Source organism: Halobaculum sp. XH14 (assembly GCF_032116555.1).
Lineage (GTDB): Archaea > Halobacteriota > Halobacteria > Halobacteriales > Haloferacaceae > Halorarum > Halorarum halobium.
Window position 1 is genome coordinate 1452105 of the sequence record NZ_CP134949.1, and the last position, 16449, is coordinate 1468553.

Here is a 16449-nt window from a genome sequence, read left to right on the forward strand (position 1 = left end):
GCCCGCGGCGGGTGGGACCGAAAGCCGTTTAACCGGGGATGCGGTACGACGGAGTGCTTGCAGGGATAGCCAAGTCTGGCCAACGGCGCAGCGTTCAGGGCGCTGTCCTGTAGAGGTCCGCAGGTTCAAATCCTGCTCCCTGCACTCCCACTCCGTTTCTCTCGCGGCTCCGAGCCGGAGCGGCCGCCCCGCGACTGGGCGGCGCTCCGGGGACGGGGCCACCCACTCCACTACGGAGGTTCACTATGAGTAGTAGCAAGACCAATCCGAGACTTCAGAACCTCATCGCCGAACTGAAGTCGGTCGCGCGCTCGTCCGAGGCCAGCGTCTGGCAGGACGTCGCCGACCGGCTCGAAAAGCCGCGGCGCACGCACGCGGAGGTCAACCTCGGCCGCATCGAGCGGTACGCGAACGAGGACGAGACCGTCATCGTGCCGGGCAAGGTGCTCGGCTCGGGCGTGCTCCGCAAGGACGTCACCGTCGCCGCCGTCGACTTCTCCGGCACCGCCGAGACGAAGATCGACCAGGCCGGCTCCGCGGTGACCCTGGAGGAAGCGCTGTCGAACAACCCAGACGGGTCCGACGTACGGGTGATCCGATGAGCCTCGCCGAGTTCGAGGCCGACCTCGTCGTCGACGCCCGGGACTGCATCATGGGTCGGGTCGCCTCCGAGGTGGCCCAGCGCGCGCTCGAGGGCGAGCGCGTCGCGGTGGTGAACGCCGAGCGGGCGGTCATCACCGGCAACGAGGAGGCCACGATGGAGACGTACCGCACGCGCGCGGAACTCGGCTCCGACCGTGGCCCCGAGTACCCCAAGCGGCCGGACCGCATCTTCAAGCGGTCCATCCGCGGCATGGTCCCGTACAAGAAGCCCCGCGGCCGCGAGGCGTTCGAGAACGTCCGCGTCTACGTGGGCAACCCGTTCGCGGACGACGCCTCGACGCGGTCGCCCGCCGGCGACGCCGAGTCGCCCGAGGCCGAGATCCTCGAGGGGACCTCGCTGGACCGACTGTCGACCATCAAGTTCACGACCCTCGGCGACGTCGCCGAGGACCTTGGAGCGAACGTCACATGGTAACGAACACATCAGGAAAGAAGAAGACGGCCGTCGCCCGCGCCACGGTACGCGAGGGCGAGGGCCGCGTCCGCATCGACTCCGAGCCCGTCGAGCTGGCAGAGCCGGAGCAGGCCCGCCTGAAGATGCTGGAGCCGTTCCGCATCGCCGGCGAGGACCTCCGCTCGCAGGTCGACATCGACGTCGCCGTCAACGGCGGCGGCTACGCCGGGCAGGCAGACGCCGCCCGCACCGCCATCGCCCGCGGGCTCGTCGAGTATCTCAACGACGCCGAACTCCGCGACGCGTTCATGGAGTTCGACCGCTCGCTGCTCGTGAACGACTCGCGGCAGTCCGAGCCGAAGAAGTGGGGCGGGCCCGGCGCGCGCGCCCGCTACCAGAAGTCGTACCGCTGAGGTGATCCATCCATGATGATTCCAGTCCGGTGTTTCACGTGCGGCACGGTCATCGGTGAGCACTGGGAGGAGTTCAAGGCCCGCGCCCGCGAGGGCGAGGAGGACCCCGGCGAGGTCCTCGACGAGCTGGGCGTCGACCGGCACTGCTGCCGGCGGATGATGATCTCCCACACGGACCTCGTCGACGTCGTCTCACCGTACCAATGAGCGGGAACGAGCCCGCCATCCGGTACAACCGGTACGAGAAGGCACGCATCCTCGGGGCACGAGCCCTGCAGCTCGCGTACGGCGCGCCCGTGCTGGTCGAGAGCGACCAGTCCGAGCCCATCCTCATCGCGGCCGAGGAGTACGACGCCGGCGTCCTGCCGTTCACGGTCAGGCGGGAGGGCAAATGACGCGCATCGCCTCGGTGTCGCTCCGGCGCGTGCTCGACTCGCGGGGGAACCCGACCGTCGAGGCGGACGTCCTCACGGAGTCGGGCGGCTTCGGCCGTGCGGCGGCCCCGTCCGGGGCGAGCACGGGCGAGTACGAGGCGATCGAGCTCCCGCCGCGGGAGGCGATCGCCGCGGCCCGCCAGCACGCGGTTCCCCGGCTCGTGGACGAGGTTCACGCCGGCAACCAGCGCGACGTCGACGCGGCGCTGCGCGCGGCCGACGGCACGGACGACTTCTCCGAGATCGGCGCGAACAGCGCGGTGGCCATCTCGATGGCGGCCGCGAAGGCCGGCGCCGACGTGCTCGGCGCGCCGCTGTTCCAGCACCTCGGAGGGACGTTCCGCGACGCGGAGCGCTCGTTCCCGGTGCCGCTCGGGAACGTCGTCGGCGGCGGCGAACACGCGAAGGAGGCGACCCACATCCAGGAGTTCCTGGCCGCGCCGGTCGGCGCGCCGTCGGTCTCCGAGGCCGTCTTCGCCAACGCCGCCGTCCACGCGACCGTCGGCGATCTGCTCGACGAGCGGGGCGTCGCGGCCGCGAAGGGCGACGAGGGCGCGTGGGCGCCCGCCATCGACGACGCCGAGGCGTTCGAACTCGTCGCGGAGGCGACCGAACTCGTCGCGGACGACGTGGGCTTCGAGGTCCGCTTCGGCCTCGACGTCGCCGCCTCCGAACTGTGGGACGCCGACGCCGGCGTCTACCGCTACGGCGACGATGAGCGCACGCCCGACGAGCAGGTCGACTACGTGGCCGACCTCGTCGAGGAGTACGACCTCGCGTACGTCGAGGACCCGCTGGAGGAGGACGACTTCGACGGCTTCGCCGCCCTGACGGATCGGGTCGGCGACCGGACGCTCGTCTGTGGCGACGACCTGTTCGTCACCAACGTCGAGCGGCTGGAGACCGGCATCGACGTCGGCGCGGCCAACAGCATCCTGATCAAGCCGAACCAGATCGGCACGCTGTCGGACGCGTTCGACGCGGTCGAACTGGCCCAGCGGAACGGGCTCGACGCCGTCGTCTCCCACCGCTCGGGCGAGACCGAGGACGCGACGATCGCACACCTCGCCGTGGCCACGGCCGCCCCGTTCATCAAGACGGGCACCGTGGGCGGCGAGCGAACCGCCAAGCTGAACGAACTCATCCGCATCGCGGAGGAGGCAGTATGAGCGAAAGCGAAAACGACACAGACGAGGCGCCCGCCGAGGAGGAGGTCGAGGAGACCGAGACCGAGGCAGAGACGGCGCCCGAGACGAACGCACAGCCGGACGAGGCGGCCGAGGCCGCCGACTCCGAGGGAGCCGAGGAGTCCGAGGAGGGCGCGGAAGCCGACGAGGCCGAGACGCGCTTCGACGAGGACGTCATGCCGGACGAGGAGGCCGACCTCCTCATCCCGGTCGAGGACTACCTCTCGGCCGGCGTCCACATCGGCACCCAGCAGAAGACGAAGGACATGGAGCGGTTCATCCACCGCGTCCGCGACGACGGCCTCTACGTGCTCGACGTGAGCCAGACGGACGGCCGAATCCGGACGGCGGCGAACTTCCTCGCCAACTACGACCCCGAGCAGGTGCTCGTCACCTCCTCGCGGCAGTACGGCCGGTTCCCGGCCGAGAAGTTCGCCGAGGCCATCGGGGCCCGCGCCCGCACCGGGCGCTTCATCCCGGGGACGCTGACGAACCCCGAGTACGCCGGCTACATCGAGCCGGACGTCGTGGTCGTCACCGACCCGATCGGCGACGCGCAGGCGGTCAAGGAGGCCATCACGGTGGGCATCCCGGTCATCGCCATGTGCGACTCGAACAACCAGCTCAGCAACGTCGATCTCGTCGTCCCGACGAACAACAAGGGCCGCCGCGCGCTGTCGGTCGTCTACTGGCTGCTCGCCAACGAGACGCTCGACCGCCGCGGCGCCGAACCCACCTACGCCCTCGAGGACTTCGAGGCGGAGATCTAGTCGGGACCAGATTTTCAGTTTCTCCCGCCGGGGTCGACACCACTCGGTAGCCGTGGCACTGTCGATCCGGTCGTCCCGAAACCGAACTCCCGTGGGCCGTTACTCCGCGAGCACCCGCTCGGCGGTCCGCCTGTCCGGAGCGGTCCGTTCGGCGTTCGACACCGCCTCGCCCTCGCCGACCCTGACCACGGCACGAGCACCGGCGAACTCGAGAACCCGTTCCCACTCGGCGAGCGTGGGGAGCGCCCCCGGGTCGTCCGCCGTGAACTGCCGGGCGTCGATGATGACCGTGAACCCGGACTCGCACTGCTCTGCGGCGTGTCTGACGCGGGCCATCGCGGCGACGACTCCCGACGTGGAGAACGCGCCCGAGAGTGTGAGATACAGCCGGTTTCCGTCCGGGTCTCGGTTCACTGTCGGGCCGGAGTTGGTGGGAGTCGTCGAACTCATCGAACTGGACACGGGGCCGGGAGCACATAATTCCACCGCCTGATTATTTGATTGGATAACTGGAAGGGATAACCAGTCGCCGTCCGTCCGGTTCCACCGTCCCGTTCGGTTGGTTCCCCGGTGAAGACGGGTTGGCGAAGGTTTCGGCGCGTTCGCCGTCGATTACTCCGGGGAGACGACGCTCGTGGGAACGCGAGCGCTGGTCGGAACGAACCGGCCGTACGAGAAGCGTCCATCCGCGGAACCGGGGACCGAGCGCCCGTCGACACGGGCTGCGGCGCGGCGCCCTTCCCCCTGCCCCGTCCCCGGTCGAGCCGCGACGAACGAACTGTCACACGCGCAGTGGCGACGCTGCGCCACAGCATCAAGAGCGGCCGTCTCTAGCTTAAACCTACCGGTGCGGTATCAGTACGAAAAGAAGTCCCTCCCGCTCGCACGCGGGCGGGAGTCGCAACTTCTGTTACCCCTCCCCCGGAGTAGGAGATATGACTACCTGCAGCGCGCCGGGGAAGGTGTACCTCTTCGGCGAGCACGCCGTCGTCTACGGCGAGCCTGCGGTCCCCTGTGCCATCGAGCGGCGGGCGCGTGTCACCGCCGAACCCCGCGAGGACGGCCGGGTCCGGGTCGAGGCTGCCGACCTCTCGCTGGACGGGTTCACCGTCACCTGGGGCGACGGGACCGACGACCACCCGGACATCGACGCGCCGACGCCGCTCGTGGAGGCCGGGATGGGCTACGTCAACGAGGCGGTCGAACAGGCCAGGGACGCGGCCGACGCGCCCGAGGTCGGCTTCGACGTCACCGTCGAGTCGGACATCCCGCTCGGCGCGGGGCTGGGCTCCTCGGCGGCGGTCGTCGCCGCGGGCATCGACGCCGGCACCCGCTCGCTCGGCGTCGAACTCCCTCCCGAGGAGATCGCGGACCGCGCGTACCGCGCCGAGTACGAGGTACAGGACGGCCAGGCGTCCCGTGCCGACACGTTCTGTTCGACGATGGGCGGGGCCGTCCGCGTCGAGGGCGCGGACTGCCGGACCATCGACGCGCCGGAACTGCCGCTGGTCGTCGGCTACGACGGCGGCGCGGGCGACACCGGGAAACTCGTCGCCGGGGTCCGGGCGCTTCGTGACGAGTACGAGTTCGCGGCCGACACCGTCGCGGCCATCGGCGACGTGGTCCGCGAAGGGACCGAGGTGCTCCGCGAGGCCGACCCGGACGGGGAGGCCGACCCGGACCTGCTCGCCGAACTGGGTCGTCTGATGAACTTCGATCACGGCCTGCTGTCGGCGCTGGGCGTCTCCTCCCGCTCGCTCGACGCGATGGTCTGGGCCGCCCGCGACGCCGACGCCCACGGCGCGAAACTCACCGGCGCGGGCGGGGGCGGCTGCATCGTCGCGCTCGACGAGACCGGCGGGACGGAGACGGCGCTCGATTACACGCCGGGCTGTGAGAGATCGTTCCGCGCGGAACTTGCGACCGAGGGGGTGCGCGTCGAGGAGCCATGACGGTCGTCCTGAAGCTCGGCGGCTCGGTGATCACCGAGAAGGACAGCCCGGAGACGCTGGACGGGCGGGCGCTCGACGCGCTCGCGGCTGCCATCGCGGCGGCCGACGTCGAGAACCTGGTGATCGTCCACGGCGGCGGCTCGTTCGGCCACCACCACGCCTCGGCCCACGGCGTCTCGACGACGGAGGGGTCACACGACACGGCGGCGATCATGGACGTCCACGGCGCGATGACGACGCTCAACCGGTTCGTCCTGAGTCGGCTCCACGAACACGACGTGCCCGCGCTCCCCGTCCACCCGTTCTCGGCGGCCGCCCGCGACGAACACGCGACCCTCTCGATGCCGACCGACCAGGTCGGAACGATGCTGGAGGAAGGGTTCGTCCCCGTGCTCCACGGCGACGGCGTCGTCCACGCGGGCGAGGGCGTGACGGTGCTCTCGGGCGACGAACTGGTGACACACCTCGCGTCGGCGCTCGACGCGGACCGGGTCGGCGTCTGTTCGACGGTCCCGGGCGTGCTGGACGCCGAGGACGCGGTGGTCCCCGAGATCGACTCGTTCGAGGAGGTGGCGGACCTGCTCGGCGCGAGCGACGCCACGGACGTCAGCGGCGGCATGGCCGGCAAGGTGCGGGAACTGCTCGACCTGGGCGCGCCGGCACACGTGTTCGGCCCCGACGCGCTGGCGGCGTTCCTGGCGGGCGGCGAGCCGGGAACCAGGATCGGTTGAGCCGACGCCCCGCTCACCCGAACGCGCGTCGCAGTCCCGACCGCAGCGACCGTCGTTTCACGACGAGGAACGCGAGCAGGATGAGCAGGAACCCGGCGACGGTGTCCCACGTCACCGTCTCGTCGAGCACGAGCCAGCCGAACAGCGCGGTGAACGGTGGGATGGCGTACTCCAGCATCCCGGCCTGGATCGGACCGAGCCTGTCGAGCAGCCGGAAGTACAGCAGGAAGCCGCCCGCGCCGGGAACCACGCCGAGGTAGACGAGCCAGCCGACGCTCTCGGCTGTCGCGGTCACGTCGCCGAAGCCCTGCCCGAGGGCGACCGCCGCGAGATGGAGCGACGCGGCACCGACGAACGCCATCCAGGCCTGCATCGGGAGCGGCGAGAGCGTCGCCCCGTCCTCCCGGGTCGTCACCGCGCCCAGCACCCACGCGACCGCCGAGCCGAACACGAACAGCGCACCGGCGTTCGACGCGAGCGCCCGTGGCTCAGGCCTCGCGACGACGAGCAGGCCGGCGAACCCGACGACCACGCCGGCCGCGCTGACGGCGTCCAGCCGCTCGTCCGGACGGAGGACCCGCGTCGCCATCGGCGTGAGCACGGGGATGAGACCGACCAGCGTCGCGGCGACGGCGCTCGTCACGTACGCCTGGCCGCTGAACAGGAGCGCGTGGTGCGCGCCGATGCTGAACAGCCCGCCCGTTGCGATGGGCCGAAGGTCGCCGGCGCCATCGGGGCGGATGGACCGCCCGGTGGCGAACGCGAGCGCGAACAGGAGCACCGACGCAACGTCGAACCGCAGGGCGGCGAGCAGTACGGGTGGGAAGTCCGGAAGCGCCGCCTTCGTCGCCACGAACGCGGTTCCCCAGACCGCGGCGAGCGCGAGAAAGCCAGTCCAGTCCCCGAGGTCGCTCACACCTCGAACCGGAGACCGTCGCGCGCCACCCGAACGTCGCCGTCGAACCGCTCGCGTACGCTCTCGATCATTTCCTCGTGACGGCCCTCGGTGTGCGGATAGAGGTGCGTCAGGTACAGTCGCCCGACGTCGTATCCGGAAAGCGCCGCGCCGAGCTGGCTCGGGATCGGGTGGTTGTCGACGTCGACCTCGTCGGGGAACGAGCAGTCGTGCGCGAGCACTTTCGCGCCGTCGGCGAACGTCGAGAGCCCCTCGAACGCCTCCGTGTCGCCCGAGAAGACGAACTCGTCGTCGCTCCCGGGCTCGGAGAACCGGTAGGCGAGACACGGCATCGAGTGGCGGGTCTCCCGCGCGGCGACCTCGAAGCCGGAGACGGCGAACGGCTCGTTCGGGTGGATCTCCCGGACCTGGAGGTCGACGCGACCGTCGAGATAATCGTGAACGCCGAGCAGGTCGTCGACCAGCGCCTTGGTTCCCGTCGGCCCGACGACCTCGAGGTGGTCCTCGCCCGCGAGCCAGCGGGCCTTCAGCAACGCGAGCAGGTCCGAGACGTGGTCGAGGTGGTGGTGGGTGAGCAGCACCGTCGAGACGGCCTCGTAGCCGGGATCTGTCTGGGAGAGCCGGTGGAGGACGCCCGCACCGCAGTCGACCAGGAGCGGCCCGCCGTCGTCGGCCGCGGGTTCGAGGAGGAGCCCCGTCTGGACCCGCTCGGCCAGCGGCATCGCGGAGCCGGTGCCGAGGAACGTGACGCGCATGTCATCGGGTCCGGCGGCGCGTCGGATAGCCGTGGCGGTTGGTGCGAGGAGGGGACGCCGGGGTCGGTCGGCCTCAGCCGTCTGCGAGTCCGAGCTGTTCGAACGTCTCCTGTCGGTCGAAGCAGGTCCGGTACTCCTGAATCCTCCCGTCATCGACGCGATAGCTTGCCATCTCTCGAACCTCGGCCGTCCGTCCCGTCGGTGCGATCCCTTGGAACTCGCCCTCGTGGGTCATCGAGAGCGTCGCCTCGTACATCACCACGTCGTCGCTCGACAGCATCTCGTGAACCGTCACCCGGAAGTCGGGGAAGCCGGACAGGATTCCCCGCATGAACGCCTCCAGGTCCTCCCGTCCGTGGAGGGCGCCCCCGGGTGCGGTCGGGTTGTGGGCCACGACGGACTCGGAGACGAGGTCCGGTAGCCTCCCGAACTCCCGTTCGTTCCATGCCGTGACGTACGCATCGACGATCGGCTCGGGTTTCGCTTCGATCTTAGACATCCGTGAGCCACCGTGTGTTACTGGGGCGCAGCGCCGCTTAGCGTTACGCCGTGGGAGCGTTCCCACGGTGTGGACGGCAGTGGGCCCACACGCCGATGGATGTCCTGCCCGGGGGACTTTTACGCGACGGCGTGGTAATAAATGACATGGGCGGCGCGCTCGAGGGCGTTCGGTTCCTGGCGAACTCCGCGAACCGTGTGCGGGTCCTGGAGGCGCTCGCGGACGGGTCGGCGACCCGACGCGAGGTTCAGGAGACGACGGGAATCCCCCGCTCGACGGTGGCCAGGAACCTCGCCGCGGCCGAGGACCGCGGGTGGGTCAGTTCGGAGGGGAGCCGCTACGACCTCACAACGTCGGGTGAACTGTGGGTGGCGGAGTTCCGCGGCTACCTGGAGACCACGGCCGGGATGAAGCACCTCGGTCCCGCCATCGAGTGGCTTCCCGACCCCGCGTACGAACTCGACTTCCGTCACTTCCGGGGCGCGACCGTCACCACGCCGACGGACGGTAATCCGACCGCCCCGTTCGATAGGGCGCTGAAGCTCGTTCGGGAGGCGGACTCGTACCGTGGCCTCACGCAGAATTCGCTTCCACAACTCATGAGCGTCGTCCGCGACCGCGTCGTCGCCGACGAACTGGCATACGAGGGCGTCATCGAAGCCAGCTTTCTCGACGTCGTCCGGGAGAGTGAGGATCGGGCGGCACGCTGGCGGGGTATCGCATCCCGAATGTATCGGTACGACGGCCACGTCCCCCTCAACGTGCACATCGTCGACGGGCGGACGCTCCTCTGGCTCTGCACCGAGAACGAAGCCGGCGAGGACGTGATCGTCAAGGGGCTACTGGAGAGCGAGGTGCCGGCTGTAGTCTCGTGGACGGAGTCACTGTACGAGGAGTTCCGGGCCGAATCGGACCCGGTCGACGCCGAACTGATGTCGCCGGAGGGGCCGGATCCGCCGGAGTCCTGATTCCGCTACGGGATCGCCCCCGGTGTAGCCCGAGCCGTCACCGCGCTCGTCCGGCGCCGCTCCCGCTCGATTTCACTTCCGGCGTCGGCACAACCCACTTACCCGCTCGCCACGTCCCCTCGCCAATGCGAGGACGGGAACTGCTCGCGACGTCCGGGATCGACTACGGCTTCGACCCCGCGTCGGTTCCCGTCGAGGACGGCGACGTGCTCGACCTGCTCGAACCGTCGGTCCGGGAGTGGTGGGTCGACCAGTTCGGCGAGTACGTCCCGGGAAACGGCGGCTTCTTCACCCCGCCACAGCGCGAGGCGATCCCGCTCATCCGCGAGGGGACGAACAGCCTCATCTGCTCGCCGACGGGGTCGGGCAAGACGCTCGCCTCCTTCACCGCGATCATCAACGACCTCTACCGCCGGGAGCGCGAGCGAGCGGACGGGCTCGACAACGCGGTGTACTGCCTCTACGTCTCCCCGCTCAAGTCGCTCGCCAACGACATCCACCGGAACCTCGAACGCCCGCTCGCCGGCATCAAGGAGAACCTCGCGGCCGACGGGCACGAGACGGAGATCCGCCACGCCATCCGCCACGGCGACACGAGCGACAGCGAGCGACAGCGGATGCTCGAGGAGACGCCCCACATCCTCAACACGACGCCCGAGACGCTCGCCATCCTGCTGAACTCCCCGAAGTTCAAGGAGAAACTGGCGAGCGTCGAGTACGTCGTCGTCGACGAGATTCACAGTCTCGCGGGCAACAAGCGCGGCACGCACCTGTCGGTCTCGCTGGAACGGCTCGAACGAATGTGCGAGGGATCGCCGACGCGAATCGGCTGTTCGGCGACCGTCGAGCCGCTGGAGACGATGGCCGAGTTCCTCGTGGGGGGCGAACGGACGGCGGGAAACTCCGGTGCCGGTGGAGGTGCGGGCGACTGGGAGCCACGCGAGTACGAGATCGTCGACACCCGGTTCGTCCGCGAGTTCGACCTCCGACTGGAGTGTCCGACCGACGACCTCATCGGCACGCCCCGGGACGTCGTCACCGACCGCTTCTACGACCGCCTCCACGACCTGATCGGCGACCACGAGAACACGCTCGTCTTCACGAACACCCGGTCGGGCGCCGAGCGGGTGCTCGGCACCCTCCGCGAGCGGTTCGACGCGTACGACGGGGACAACTCCGGCTGTCACCACGGGTCGATGTCGAAGGGGACGCGGGAGTCGATCGAGGCGAAGCTGAAATCGGGCGACGTGGACGTCGTCACCTCCTCCACGTCGCTCGAACTCGGCATCGACATGCCCCACATCGACCTGGTCGTCCAAGTGGGCTCCCCCAAGTCGGTCGCCTCGCTGCTCCAGCGCGTCGGCCGCGCCGGCCACCGCCTCGGGCAGACCGTCGAGGGGCGGGTCGTCGCGCTCGACCGCGACGAACTCGTCGAGTGTGCGGTAATGTTGCGGAAGGCCGAGGAGGGGTTCGTCGACCGCGTGTTCGTCCCCGAGAACGCCCGGGACGTCGCCGCCCAGCAGGTGTACGGGATGGCGATCAACGACGTGTGGCGCGAGTCGGACCTGCGCGAGACGCTGGGTCGGGCGTACCCGTACCGGAACTACGACGGTTGCGACTGGGAGGAACTCATGCGGTATCTCACGGCCGGCTACGAGGGGATGGAGGATCGGAACGTGTACGCGAAAGTCTGGCGCGACACGAACGACGCGCCCGACGGCGAGCACCACTACCCCGAGTACGACGTCGGCGAGCCCCTGATCGGAAAACGCGGCCGGCTCGCACGGGTCATCTACATGACGAACGTCGGCACCATCCCGGACTCGTTCACCTGCGACGTCTACACCCGCGCCGACGACGAGTGGGTGGGACAACTGGACGAGAACTACCTCGACACGCTGGAGCCGGGCGACGTGTTCCAGCTCGGCGGCGGCACCTACGAGTACCGCTACCGGCGCGGCTCGAAGGTCCGCGTCGACCCCTCGAGCGCCCGGCCCACCGTCCCGTCGTGGTACTCCGAACGGCTCCCGCTGAGCTACGACCTCGGACGGGAGGTGCTCGACTTCCAGGCGGCGGTCCTCGACCGGCTCGAGGACGGCGGCCAGCCCGCGGCCCGCGAGTGGCTCCGGGAGTTCCCGCTCGACGAGAACTCGGTGCGGGCCCTCGCGCGGACGTTCGACGAGCAGGTTCGCTACGCCGGCCGGGAGTCGGTGTCGACGCCCGACAGGCTGGCGATCGAAGTCGAACTGGACCGGGAGGAGTACCGCCGGCACTACTACGTCCACTCGAACTACGGCCGCGAGTTCAACGACGGCCTCTCGCGGCTCGTCGCGTACCACTGCACGAGACGGGCGAACACGAACGTCCAGGTCGCGGTCGCCGACAACGGCTTCACGGTCTCGATGCCGCTCAACCGGAAGGTGGACGTGCCGGGCGTCATCGAGGAGCTCGATCCAGACGAGGTCCTTCCGGACCTCCGTGCGGCCCTCGACGGGACCGACCTGCTGAAGCGCTACTTCCGCATCAACGCGACGCGGGCGCTGATGATCCTCAAGCGGTACAAGGGGTACGAGAAGTCGGCCGCCCAGCAGCAGGTGTCCTCGGAGATGCTCATCTCGTTCGCGCGGGACCTCGACTCGTTCGCGGTGATGGAGGAGACGTACCGCGAGATCACCGAGGACAAACTGAACCTCGGGGGCGTCCGGGAGGTGCTCGGCCGCGTGCAGGCGGGCGAGATCGACGTCGTGGACCGGGAGGTCGAGAGCCCGTCGCCCCGGGCGTTCGGCCTGGCGACGCTGATGGCGAGCGACGTCGTGCTCGCCGAGGACGAGTCGGCCGTGCTCCAGGAGTTCCACGAGCGCGTCATGGACGAACTCGGCGACGACGCGAGCGACGGCGCGCTGGCCGAGATCGAGGGCGACGACTGAACCGCTCGCTCTCGGAACACGGGGACGTGGTCGAGGCGAGCACCGCGGTCGCCTCGCGACGACACCGACGGTGGCGAGGAATTTCACGTCGGGATGGATGCCATGACCCCGGAGGAACTCAGCCGGAAAGCGTGTCCGCTTCCTGATCGGAAGCTCGATCCCAAAGGCTATCTGTTTTTCGTCTGATGTCTACGTATGCTGCCCTCCTTTCGGCTGACGCTTCGAAAGGCCTGTAAACGGTACGGCCCCGGTCGTCTTCCCAGCGCAGATCGCCCCGACGTCGGCGCCGGATACGCAGCCGCTTCCGCGGCGGTTTTCGCGACCGTCCTGTACGGCATCGTGCTGAGCGCGTATGCCGTGGGAGGGCCGAGCGACGACTGGATCGCGAGTTTCCTGTTTCCCGCCCTCGCGCTCCCGCTCGTCGTGCCGTCGGCGTTTCTCCTCGGCGTCGTCGGCTGGCGGCTGTCGCCGTCGGCCTCCTCGTTCGCCGGCATCGTTGCCGGCGGGCTCGGAGCGATCGCGACGTATCTCGTGTCGCTCGTCCTCCTCGCGGGAGTGCTCGCCGCCGGAGCCGTCCTTTCACTGACCGGTGGGACCCTCGTGGAGGCCGCCGAGTTCTCGGCAGCGCTCGTCGCGCTGGCGTTCGTTCTCACGTGGTGGGTCTCCATCCCGGTCGGCTGCCTCTCGGGACTGGTGTACATGAACGTGACCGGGACCGCCGCGAACGCCACGTGACCGAGCGCCGATACCCCTCACCCTTTTGATGGAGCGTCTGAACCCACGCCCATGGAGACACTCGACTCTCGCGTCCGTCTGGTCTGGATCGCGGGCACGCTCGTCACGGCCGGCGTCCTCGCCGTGATCGGCTACGGCCTCCTGCGGTTCGACCTCCCGGTCCCCCGGGCGCTCGTCGTCGCCGTCGTCGCGCTCGTGGCGATCGCCGGCGTCGTGCTCGCGCTCCTCCGCTACCGCGTCTGGCGGTTCGAGGTGCGAGAGGACTCGCTGTATCTCGTTCGCGGCGTGCTGACGCGGACCGACACCTCGGTGCCGTTCGTCCGCGTCCAGCACGTGGACACCCGACGCGGGCCGGTCGAGCGCGCGGTCGGCCTGGCGAGCGTCGTCGTCTACACCGCCGGCACCCGCGGCGCGGACATCTCGATCCCCGGACTGACGCCGGAGCGCGCCCGGAGCCTCCGCGAGCGACTGCGCGATCTCGCGACCGAGAGCGAGCTGGACGCCGTCTGAGATGACCCGACTCCACCCGCTCTCGGCCGGCATCGACGCCGTCCAGCGCGCGATCCAGTTCGGGTCGTTCGCCTTCTTCGGGGTGATCATGCTGTCGGGACCCCTCGGCGTCCTCGAGTTCTTTCCGGCGCTGCTGCTCGCGCCGGTGGCGGCCGTCGTCGGCGCGGGCTATGCGGTCGCGCGCTATCTGCGGTTCGAGTACGAACTCGCCCCGGAACACCTGATCGTCACGTCCGGCGTGTTCTCACGGCAGGAGCGGGAGATCCCCCTCCGTCGGGTCCAGAACGTCGACGTCTCCCGGACGCTCGTCCAGCGCGTCCTGGGGCTGGCGACGGTCCGGTTCGAGACGGCCGGCGGCAGCGCCACGGAAGCGGAACTCGACGCGCTCGACGCGGACGAGGCGGACCGACTCCGACACGAGGTCGGCGAGCGCGTCAGGGCGATCCGGGATGCGGAGCAGACCGGGGACGACGAATCCACGGTCGACGACGGCGAGCCCGGCGTACCTGCCGACCCTGCCGACTCGGCCGCCGAAACGCGTCGACCCGCGTCGGCACCCGACTCCCGGGGCGAGACCCTGTACGAGATCTCGACCGAGGACCTCCTCGTCCTGAGCGCCGTCTCGTTCCGTCCGAGCGCGGTCGTCGCACCCGTGTTCGGCGCGCCGTTCCTCGGGGACGTCGTCGCGGAAGGCGGACTGTTCGTGTTCCGTCTGGTCGGCGGTGCCAGGGCGGGCGGGCTCTCGGACGTGCTCGCGGCCGGCGCGACCGCGCTCGTCGGCGTCGTGGCGTTCGCGCTCACCGTCTGGGTCGCCAGCGCGGCGCTGACGTTCGCCCGCTACTACGACTTCAAACTCGACCGGGTGGCCGACGAACTCCGGTACGAGCGCGGCCTGCTCGGTCGGTACAGCGGGACCGTCCCGCTGGGGAAGGTCCAGACGGTTTCGGTCGGCGAGAACGTCGCCATGCGTCGGCTCGGCTACGCCAGCCTCTCGGTGGAGACGGCCGGCTACGCGCCGGGGTCGAGCCGCGCGGGCGGCGCCGAGACGGCGATCCCGCTCGCGGCGCGAACGCGGGTCGTCGAACTCGCCCGGGACCTCCAGCCGTACGGCGAGCCGACGTTCCAGCGCCCGCCGAACCGCGCGCGGCGGCGGTACGCGATCCGGTACGCGCTCGTCTCGCTCGCCGTCGCTGCCGGCGTCTTCGGACTCAGCGTCGCGGTGGCCCCGCTGCCGGCGTTCGCCGCGGTGGCTCCGCTCCTGGGGCTCCTGCTCGCTCCCGTCGCCGCCCGGGCCAAGTGGCGACACCGCGGCTTCGACGAACGCGCGGACGCGGTGCTCACCCGGTCGGGGTTCTGGCACCGGACCACGCGAGTCGTGCCCTACTACCGGCTCCAGACCGTGTTCGTGCGCCGGACGATCTTCCAGCGCCGCTGGGGACTCGCCAGCCTCACGGCCGATACGGCCTCGACGACGAGCCTCGTCGGCGGCGACGCGACCGCCCACGACATCGACGAGGACGCCGCGGACGGGCTCCGCGAACGCCTGATCGAGCGACTCCGGGAGGATCTGGCGGAACGACGCGAGGACGTGAGCCCGAACGGAACGGCTCGCGGGCCGAACGGTGTCGGGGAACTCGATGACGGTGACGGCACCGGACGGGGCCGCGGAACTACCGGACGAGGAGACGCGGACGGTGTCGGTGACGGTACCGGCGTCGGCGGCGACGGAAGCAGCGCCGGTGGCGACGGAACCGGCGTCGGTCGTGACGGCGGACGCGATGGTGACCGCGGCGGGGATGGCCGAACCGACGACGGCACCGCCGACGGTTCCAGCGGGTGAGGCCGGCGCGGCGTGGTAGCCCTCTCAGGGCTCCCACTCCACCTCCGCGTCGGGAGCGTTCTTCAGGACGCTTCGCAGCCCTCGCCGGGCGGAGCGATCGGACGAGTAGCCCTCCCCGGATGTGGCGATGACGTTCCCGTTCCGGTGGACGAGCCGCCAGCGCCACTCGTCGGCGCTGTCACGGTAGAGCTGGAAGCGGGCCAGGCTGGGTCCCTCGGCGGTCGGGGCGTCGGCGGGCGGGGCCACGAACGCGTCGCACTCCTCGATCCCCTCGGCGTCCCGGTGTCCCGCGGCCTCGGCGCGCATCGGTTCGCCGGGCGGTGCGCCCCAGAGCCTGGACCCGGTCGCGCTCCCGACCGTCGCCGCTCGCCCGCTCGCATCCGCACCGGTCGTTCCCGACGCCGCGTACTGCCGGCTCGACGTGCCGAGCGCGCTCGCGGGCGAGAGGCCGCCGGCGAGGATGGCCGCGACGACCAGCAGCGCCGCCGAGAGCACGACGAAGTTTCCGCTCGGCGCCTGTCCGGCCAGCGCGCCGCCGGTCCGGACGACGAACACGGTCAGGTAGAACGCGACGACCGCGAGCACGATCATCACGAGGAACCCGACGACGCTCTCCAGGAAACTGCCGAGTGCCCTGCCAACTCGTGACATGCCTAGGCGGACCCGACCCGCCCCAATAACTATTCTCCGCTTACCGTCCCATCGCGGACGCGCTTAACCCGGATTCCCGCCGCTCAGGCGGTACGGGTTCCCTT

Annotated in this window: 19 protein-coding genes and 1 tRNA gene; 15 read left to right on the forward strand and 5 right to left on the reverse strand. The window is 70.2% G+C overall.

The window, feature by feature from the left end; genetic code table 11:
- The first annotated feature begins 59 nt into the window (after window positions 1–59).
- The 8 genes from RJT50_RS07380 to rpsB all read left to right on the forward strand — a co-directional run bounded on the left by RJT50_RS07380 (window position 60) and on the right by rpsB (window position 3861).
- A tRNA-Leu gene (locus RJT50_RS07380) sits at window positions 60–144 on the forward strand.
- Between the two features lie 101 nt (window positions 145–245).
- The gene (locus RJT50_RS07385) at window positions 246–602 is read left to right on the forward strand and encodes a 50S ribosomal protein L18e (RefSeq protein WP_313695484.1); all 357 of its coding nucleotides are present in this window, start codon (window positions 246–248) and stop codon (window positions 600–602) included.
- Window positions 599–1078: a 50S ribosomal protein L13 gene (locus RJT50_RS07390; protein WP_313695486.1), complete on the forward strand. Its 480-nt coding sequence runs from the start codon at window positions 599–601 to the stop codon at window positions 1076–1078. The genes RJT50_RS07385 and RJT50_RS07390 overlap by 4 nt, the downstream gene beginning before the upstream one ends.
- Window positions 1072–1470 carry a 30S ribosomal protein S9 gene (locus RJT50_RS07395; protein ID WP_313695487.1) on the forward strand — a complete coding sequence of 133 codons (399 nt, stop codon included), beginning with the start codon at window positions 1072–1074 and terminating at the stop codon, window positions 1468–1470. The genes RJT50_RS07390 and RJT50_RS07395 overlap by 7 nt, the downstream gene beginning before the upstream one ends.
- A gap of 12 nt (window positions 1471–1482) precedes the next feature.
- On the forward strand, window positions 1483–1677 hold the full coding sequence (locus tag RJT50_RS07400; RefSeq protein WP_313695488.1) for a DNA-directed RNA polymerase subunit N: 195 nt from the start codon (window positions 1483–1485) through the stop codon (window positions 1675–1677).
- Window positions 1674–1865, forward strand: coding sequence for a DNA-directed RNA polymerase subunit K (locus RJT50_RS07405; RefSeq protein WP_313695490.1), 192 nt, complete (start codon window positions 1674–1676; stop codon window positions 1863–1865). Before RJT50_RS07400 ends, RJT50_RS07405 begins: the two co-directional genes overlap by 4 nt.
- On the forward strand, window positions 1862–3073 hold the full coding sequence (eno, locus tag RJT50_RS07410; RefSeq protein ID WP_313695493.1) for a phosphopyruvate hydratase: 1212 nt from the start codon (window positions 1862–1864) through the stop codon (window positions 3071–3073). The genes RJT50_RS07405 and eno overlap by 4 nt, the downstream gene beginning before the upstream one ends.
- The gene (gene rpsB / locus RJT50_RS07415) at window positions 3070–3861 is read left to right on the forward strand and encodes a 30S ribosomal protein S2 (RefSeq protein WP_313695494.1); all 792 of its coding nucleotides are present in this window, start codon (window positions 3070–3072) and stop codon (window positions 3859–3861) included. The genes eno and rpsB overlap by 4 nt, the downstream gene beginning before the upstream one ends.
- A 99-nt stretch (window positions 3862–3960) precedes the next feature.
- Here the strand turns inward: rpsB and RJT50_RS07420 are convergent, their stop codons facing one another.
- The gene (locus RJT50_RS07420; RefSeq protein ID WP_313695496.1) at window positions 3961–4311 is read right to left on the reverse strand and encodes a hypothetical protein; all 351 of its coding nucleotides are present in this window, start codon (window positions 4309–4311) and stop codon (window positions 3961–3963) included.
- Window positions 4312–4796: 485 nt separating this feature from the next.
- Here RJT50_RS07420 and mvk point away from each other — a divergent pair, with 485 nt between their 5' ends.
- Together mvk and RJT50_RS07430 are read left to right on the forward strand one after the other, a co-directional pair.
- Window positions 4797–5813, forward strand: a complete 1017-nt coding sequence (mvk, locus tag RJT50_RS07425) for a mevalonate kinase (RefSeq protein ID WP_313695497.1) — start codon at window positions 4797–4799, stop codon at window positions 5811–5813.
- The gene (locus tag RJT50_RS07430; RefSeq protein ID WP_313695499.1) at window positions 5810–6544 is read left to right on the forward strand and encodes an isopentenyl phosphate kinase; all 735 of its coding nucleotides are present in this window, start codon (window positions 5810–5812) and stop codon (window positions 6542–6544) included. Before mvk ends, RJT50_RS07430 begins: the two co-directional genes overlap by 4 nt.
- 13 nt (window positions 6545–6557) lie before the next feature.
- Here RJT50_RS07430 and RJT50_RS07435 read toward each other — a convergent pair whose 3' ends face one another.
- The 3 genes from RJT50_RS07435 to RJT50_RS07445 form a co-directional block, all read right to left on the reverse strand.
- A complete protein-coding gene (locus RJT50_RS07435; RefSeq protein ID WP_313695502.1) occupies window positions 6558–7460 on the reverse strand; it encodes a DMT family transporter in 903 nt (300 codons plus the stop codon).
- Window positions 7457–8215: an MBL fold metallo-hydrolase gene (locus tag RJT50_RS07440; RefSeq protein ID WP_313695505.1), complete on the reverse strand. Its 759-nt coding sequence runs from the start codon at window positions 8213–8215 to the stop codon at window positions 7457–7459. Before RJT50_RS07440 ends, RJT50_RS07435 begins: the two co-directional genes overlap by 4 nt.
- Window positions 8216–8288: 73 nt before the next feature.
- Window positions 8289–8714: an ester cyclase gene (locus RJT50_RS07445; protein ID WP_313695508.1), complete on the reverse strand. Its 426-nt coding sequence runs from the start codon at window positions 8712–8714 to the stop codon at window positions 8289–8291.
- Between the two features lie 146 nt (window positions 8715–8860).
- On the opposite strand from RJT50_RS07445, the gene RJT50_RS07450 reads away from it, so the two are divergent.
- The 5 genes from RJT50_RS07450 (at window position 8861) to RJT50_RS07470 (ending at window position 15694) form a co-directional block, all read left to right on the forward strand.
- Window positions 8861–9682, forward strand: a complete 822-nt coding sequence (locus tag RJT50_RS07450) for a helix-turn-helix transcriptional regulator (RefSeq protein ID WP_313695511.1) — start codon at window positions 8861–8863, stop codon at window positions 9680–9682.
- 125 nt (window positions 9683–9807) lie between these two features.
- Window positions 9808–12609 (forward strand): ATP-dependent helicase, encoded by a 2802-nt coding sequence (locus RJT50_RS07455; RefSeq protein ID WP_313695514.1) that lies wholly within the window; start codon window positions 9808–9810, stop codon window positions 12607–12609.
- A gap of 357 nt (window positions 12610–12966) precedes the next feature.
- A complete protein-coding gene (locus RJT50_RS07460; protein WP_313695515.1) occupies window positions 12967–13344 on the forward strand; it encodes a hypothetical protein in 378 nt (125 codons plus the stop codon).
- Between the two features lie 51 nt (window positions 13345–13395).
- Window positions 13396–13854, forward strand: a complete 459-nt coding sequence (locus tag RJT50_RS07465; protein ID WP_313695517.1) for a PH domain-containing protein — start codon at window positions 13396–13398, stop codon at window positions 13852–13854.
- Window position 13855: 1 nt separating this feature from the next.
- A complete protein-coding gene (locus RJT50_RS07470) occupies window positions 13856–15694 on the forward strand; it encodes a PH domain-containing protein (RefSeq protein WP_313695519.1) in 1839 nt (612 codons plus the stop codon).
- Window positions 15695–15718: 24 nt separating this feature from the next.
- Here RJT50_RS07470 and RJT50_RS07475 read toward each other — a convergent pair whose 3' ends face one another.
- Window positions 15719–16345 (reverse strand): HVO_2922 family protein, encoded by a 627-nt coding sequence (locus RJT50_RS07475; protein ID WP_313695522.1) that lies wholly within the window; start codon window positions 16343–16345, stop codon window positions 15719–15721.
- Window positions 16346–16449 lie beyond the last annotated feature (104 nt).

Bases quoted from the DNA above. Each gene is read 5' to 3' on its own strand.
- RJT50_RS07385 (WP_313695484.1), top strand. From the start codon at position 246: ATGAGTAGTAGCAAGACCAATCCGAGACTTCAGAACCTCATCGCCGAA.
- RJT50_RS07390 (WP_313695486.1), top strand. From the start codon at position 599: ATGAGCCTCGCCGAGTTCGAGGCCGACCTCGTCGTCGACGCCCGGGAC.
- RJT50_RS07395 (WP_313695487.1), top strand. From the start codon at position 1,072: ATGGTAACGAACACATCAGGAAAGAAGAAGACGGCCGTCGCCCGCGCC.
- RJT50_RS07400 (WP_313695488.1), top strand. From the start codon at position 1,483: ATGATGATTCCAGTCCGGTGTTTCACGTGCGGCACGGTCATCGGTGAG.
- RJT50_RS07405 (WP_313695490.1), top strand. From the start codon at position 1,674: ATGAGCGGGAACGAGCCCGCCATCCGGTACAACCGGTACGAGAAGGCA.
- eno (WP_313695493.1), top strand. From the start codon at position 1,862: ATGACGCGCATCGCCTCGGTGTCGCTCCGGCGCGTGCTCGACTCGCGG.
- rpsB (WP_313695494.1), top strand. From the start codon at position 3,070: ATGAGCGAAAGCGAAAACGACACAGACGAGGCGCCCGCCGAGGAGGAG.
- RJT50_RS07420 (WP_313695496.1), bottom strand. From the start codon at position 4,311: ATGAGTTCGACGACTCCCACCAACTCCGGCCCGACAGTGAACCGAGAC.
- mvk (WP_313695497.1), top strand. From the start codon at position 4,797: ATGACTACCTGCAGCGCGCCGGGGAAGGTGTACCTCTTCGGCGAGCAC.
- RJT50_RS07430 (WP_313695499.1), top strand. From the start codon at position 5,810: ATGACGGTCGTCCTGAAGCTCGGCGGCTCGGTGATCACCGAGAAGGAC.
- RJT50_RS07440 (WP_313695505.1), bottom strand. From the start codon at position 8,215: ATGCGCGTCACGTTCCTCGGCACCGGCTCCGCGATGCCGCTGGCCGAG.
- RJT50_RS07445 (WP_313695508.1), bottom strand. From the start codon at position 8,714: ATGTCTAAGATCGAAGCGAAACCCGAGCCGATCGTCGATGCGTACGTC.
- RJT50_RS07450 (WP_313695511.1), top strand. From the start codon at position 8,861: ATGGGCGGCGCGCTCGAGGGCGTTCGGTTCCTGGCGAACTCCGCGAAC.
- RJT50_RS07455 (WP_313695514.1), top strand. From the start codon at position 9,808: ATGCGAGGACGGGAACTGCTCGCGACGTCCGGGATCGACTACGGCTTC.
- RJT50_RS07465 (WP_313695517.1), top strand. From the start codon at position 13,396: ATGGAGACACTCGACTCTCGCGTCCGTCTGGTCTGGATCGCGGGCACG.
- RJT50_RS07470 (WP_313695519.1), top strand. From the start codon at position 13,856: ATGACCCGACTCCACCCGCTCTCGGCCGGCATCGACGCCGTCCAGCGC.
- RJT50_RS07475 (WP_313695522.1), bottom strand. From the start codon at position 16,345: ATGTCACGAGTTGGCAGGGCACTCGGCAGTTTCCTGGAGAGCGTCGTC.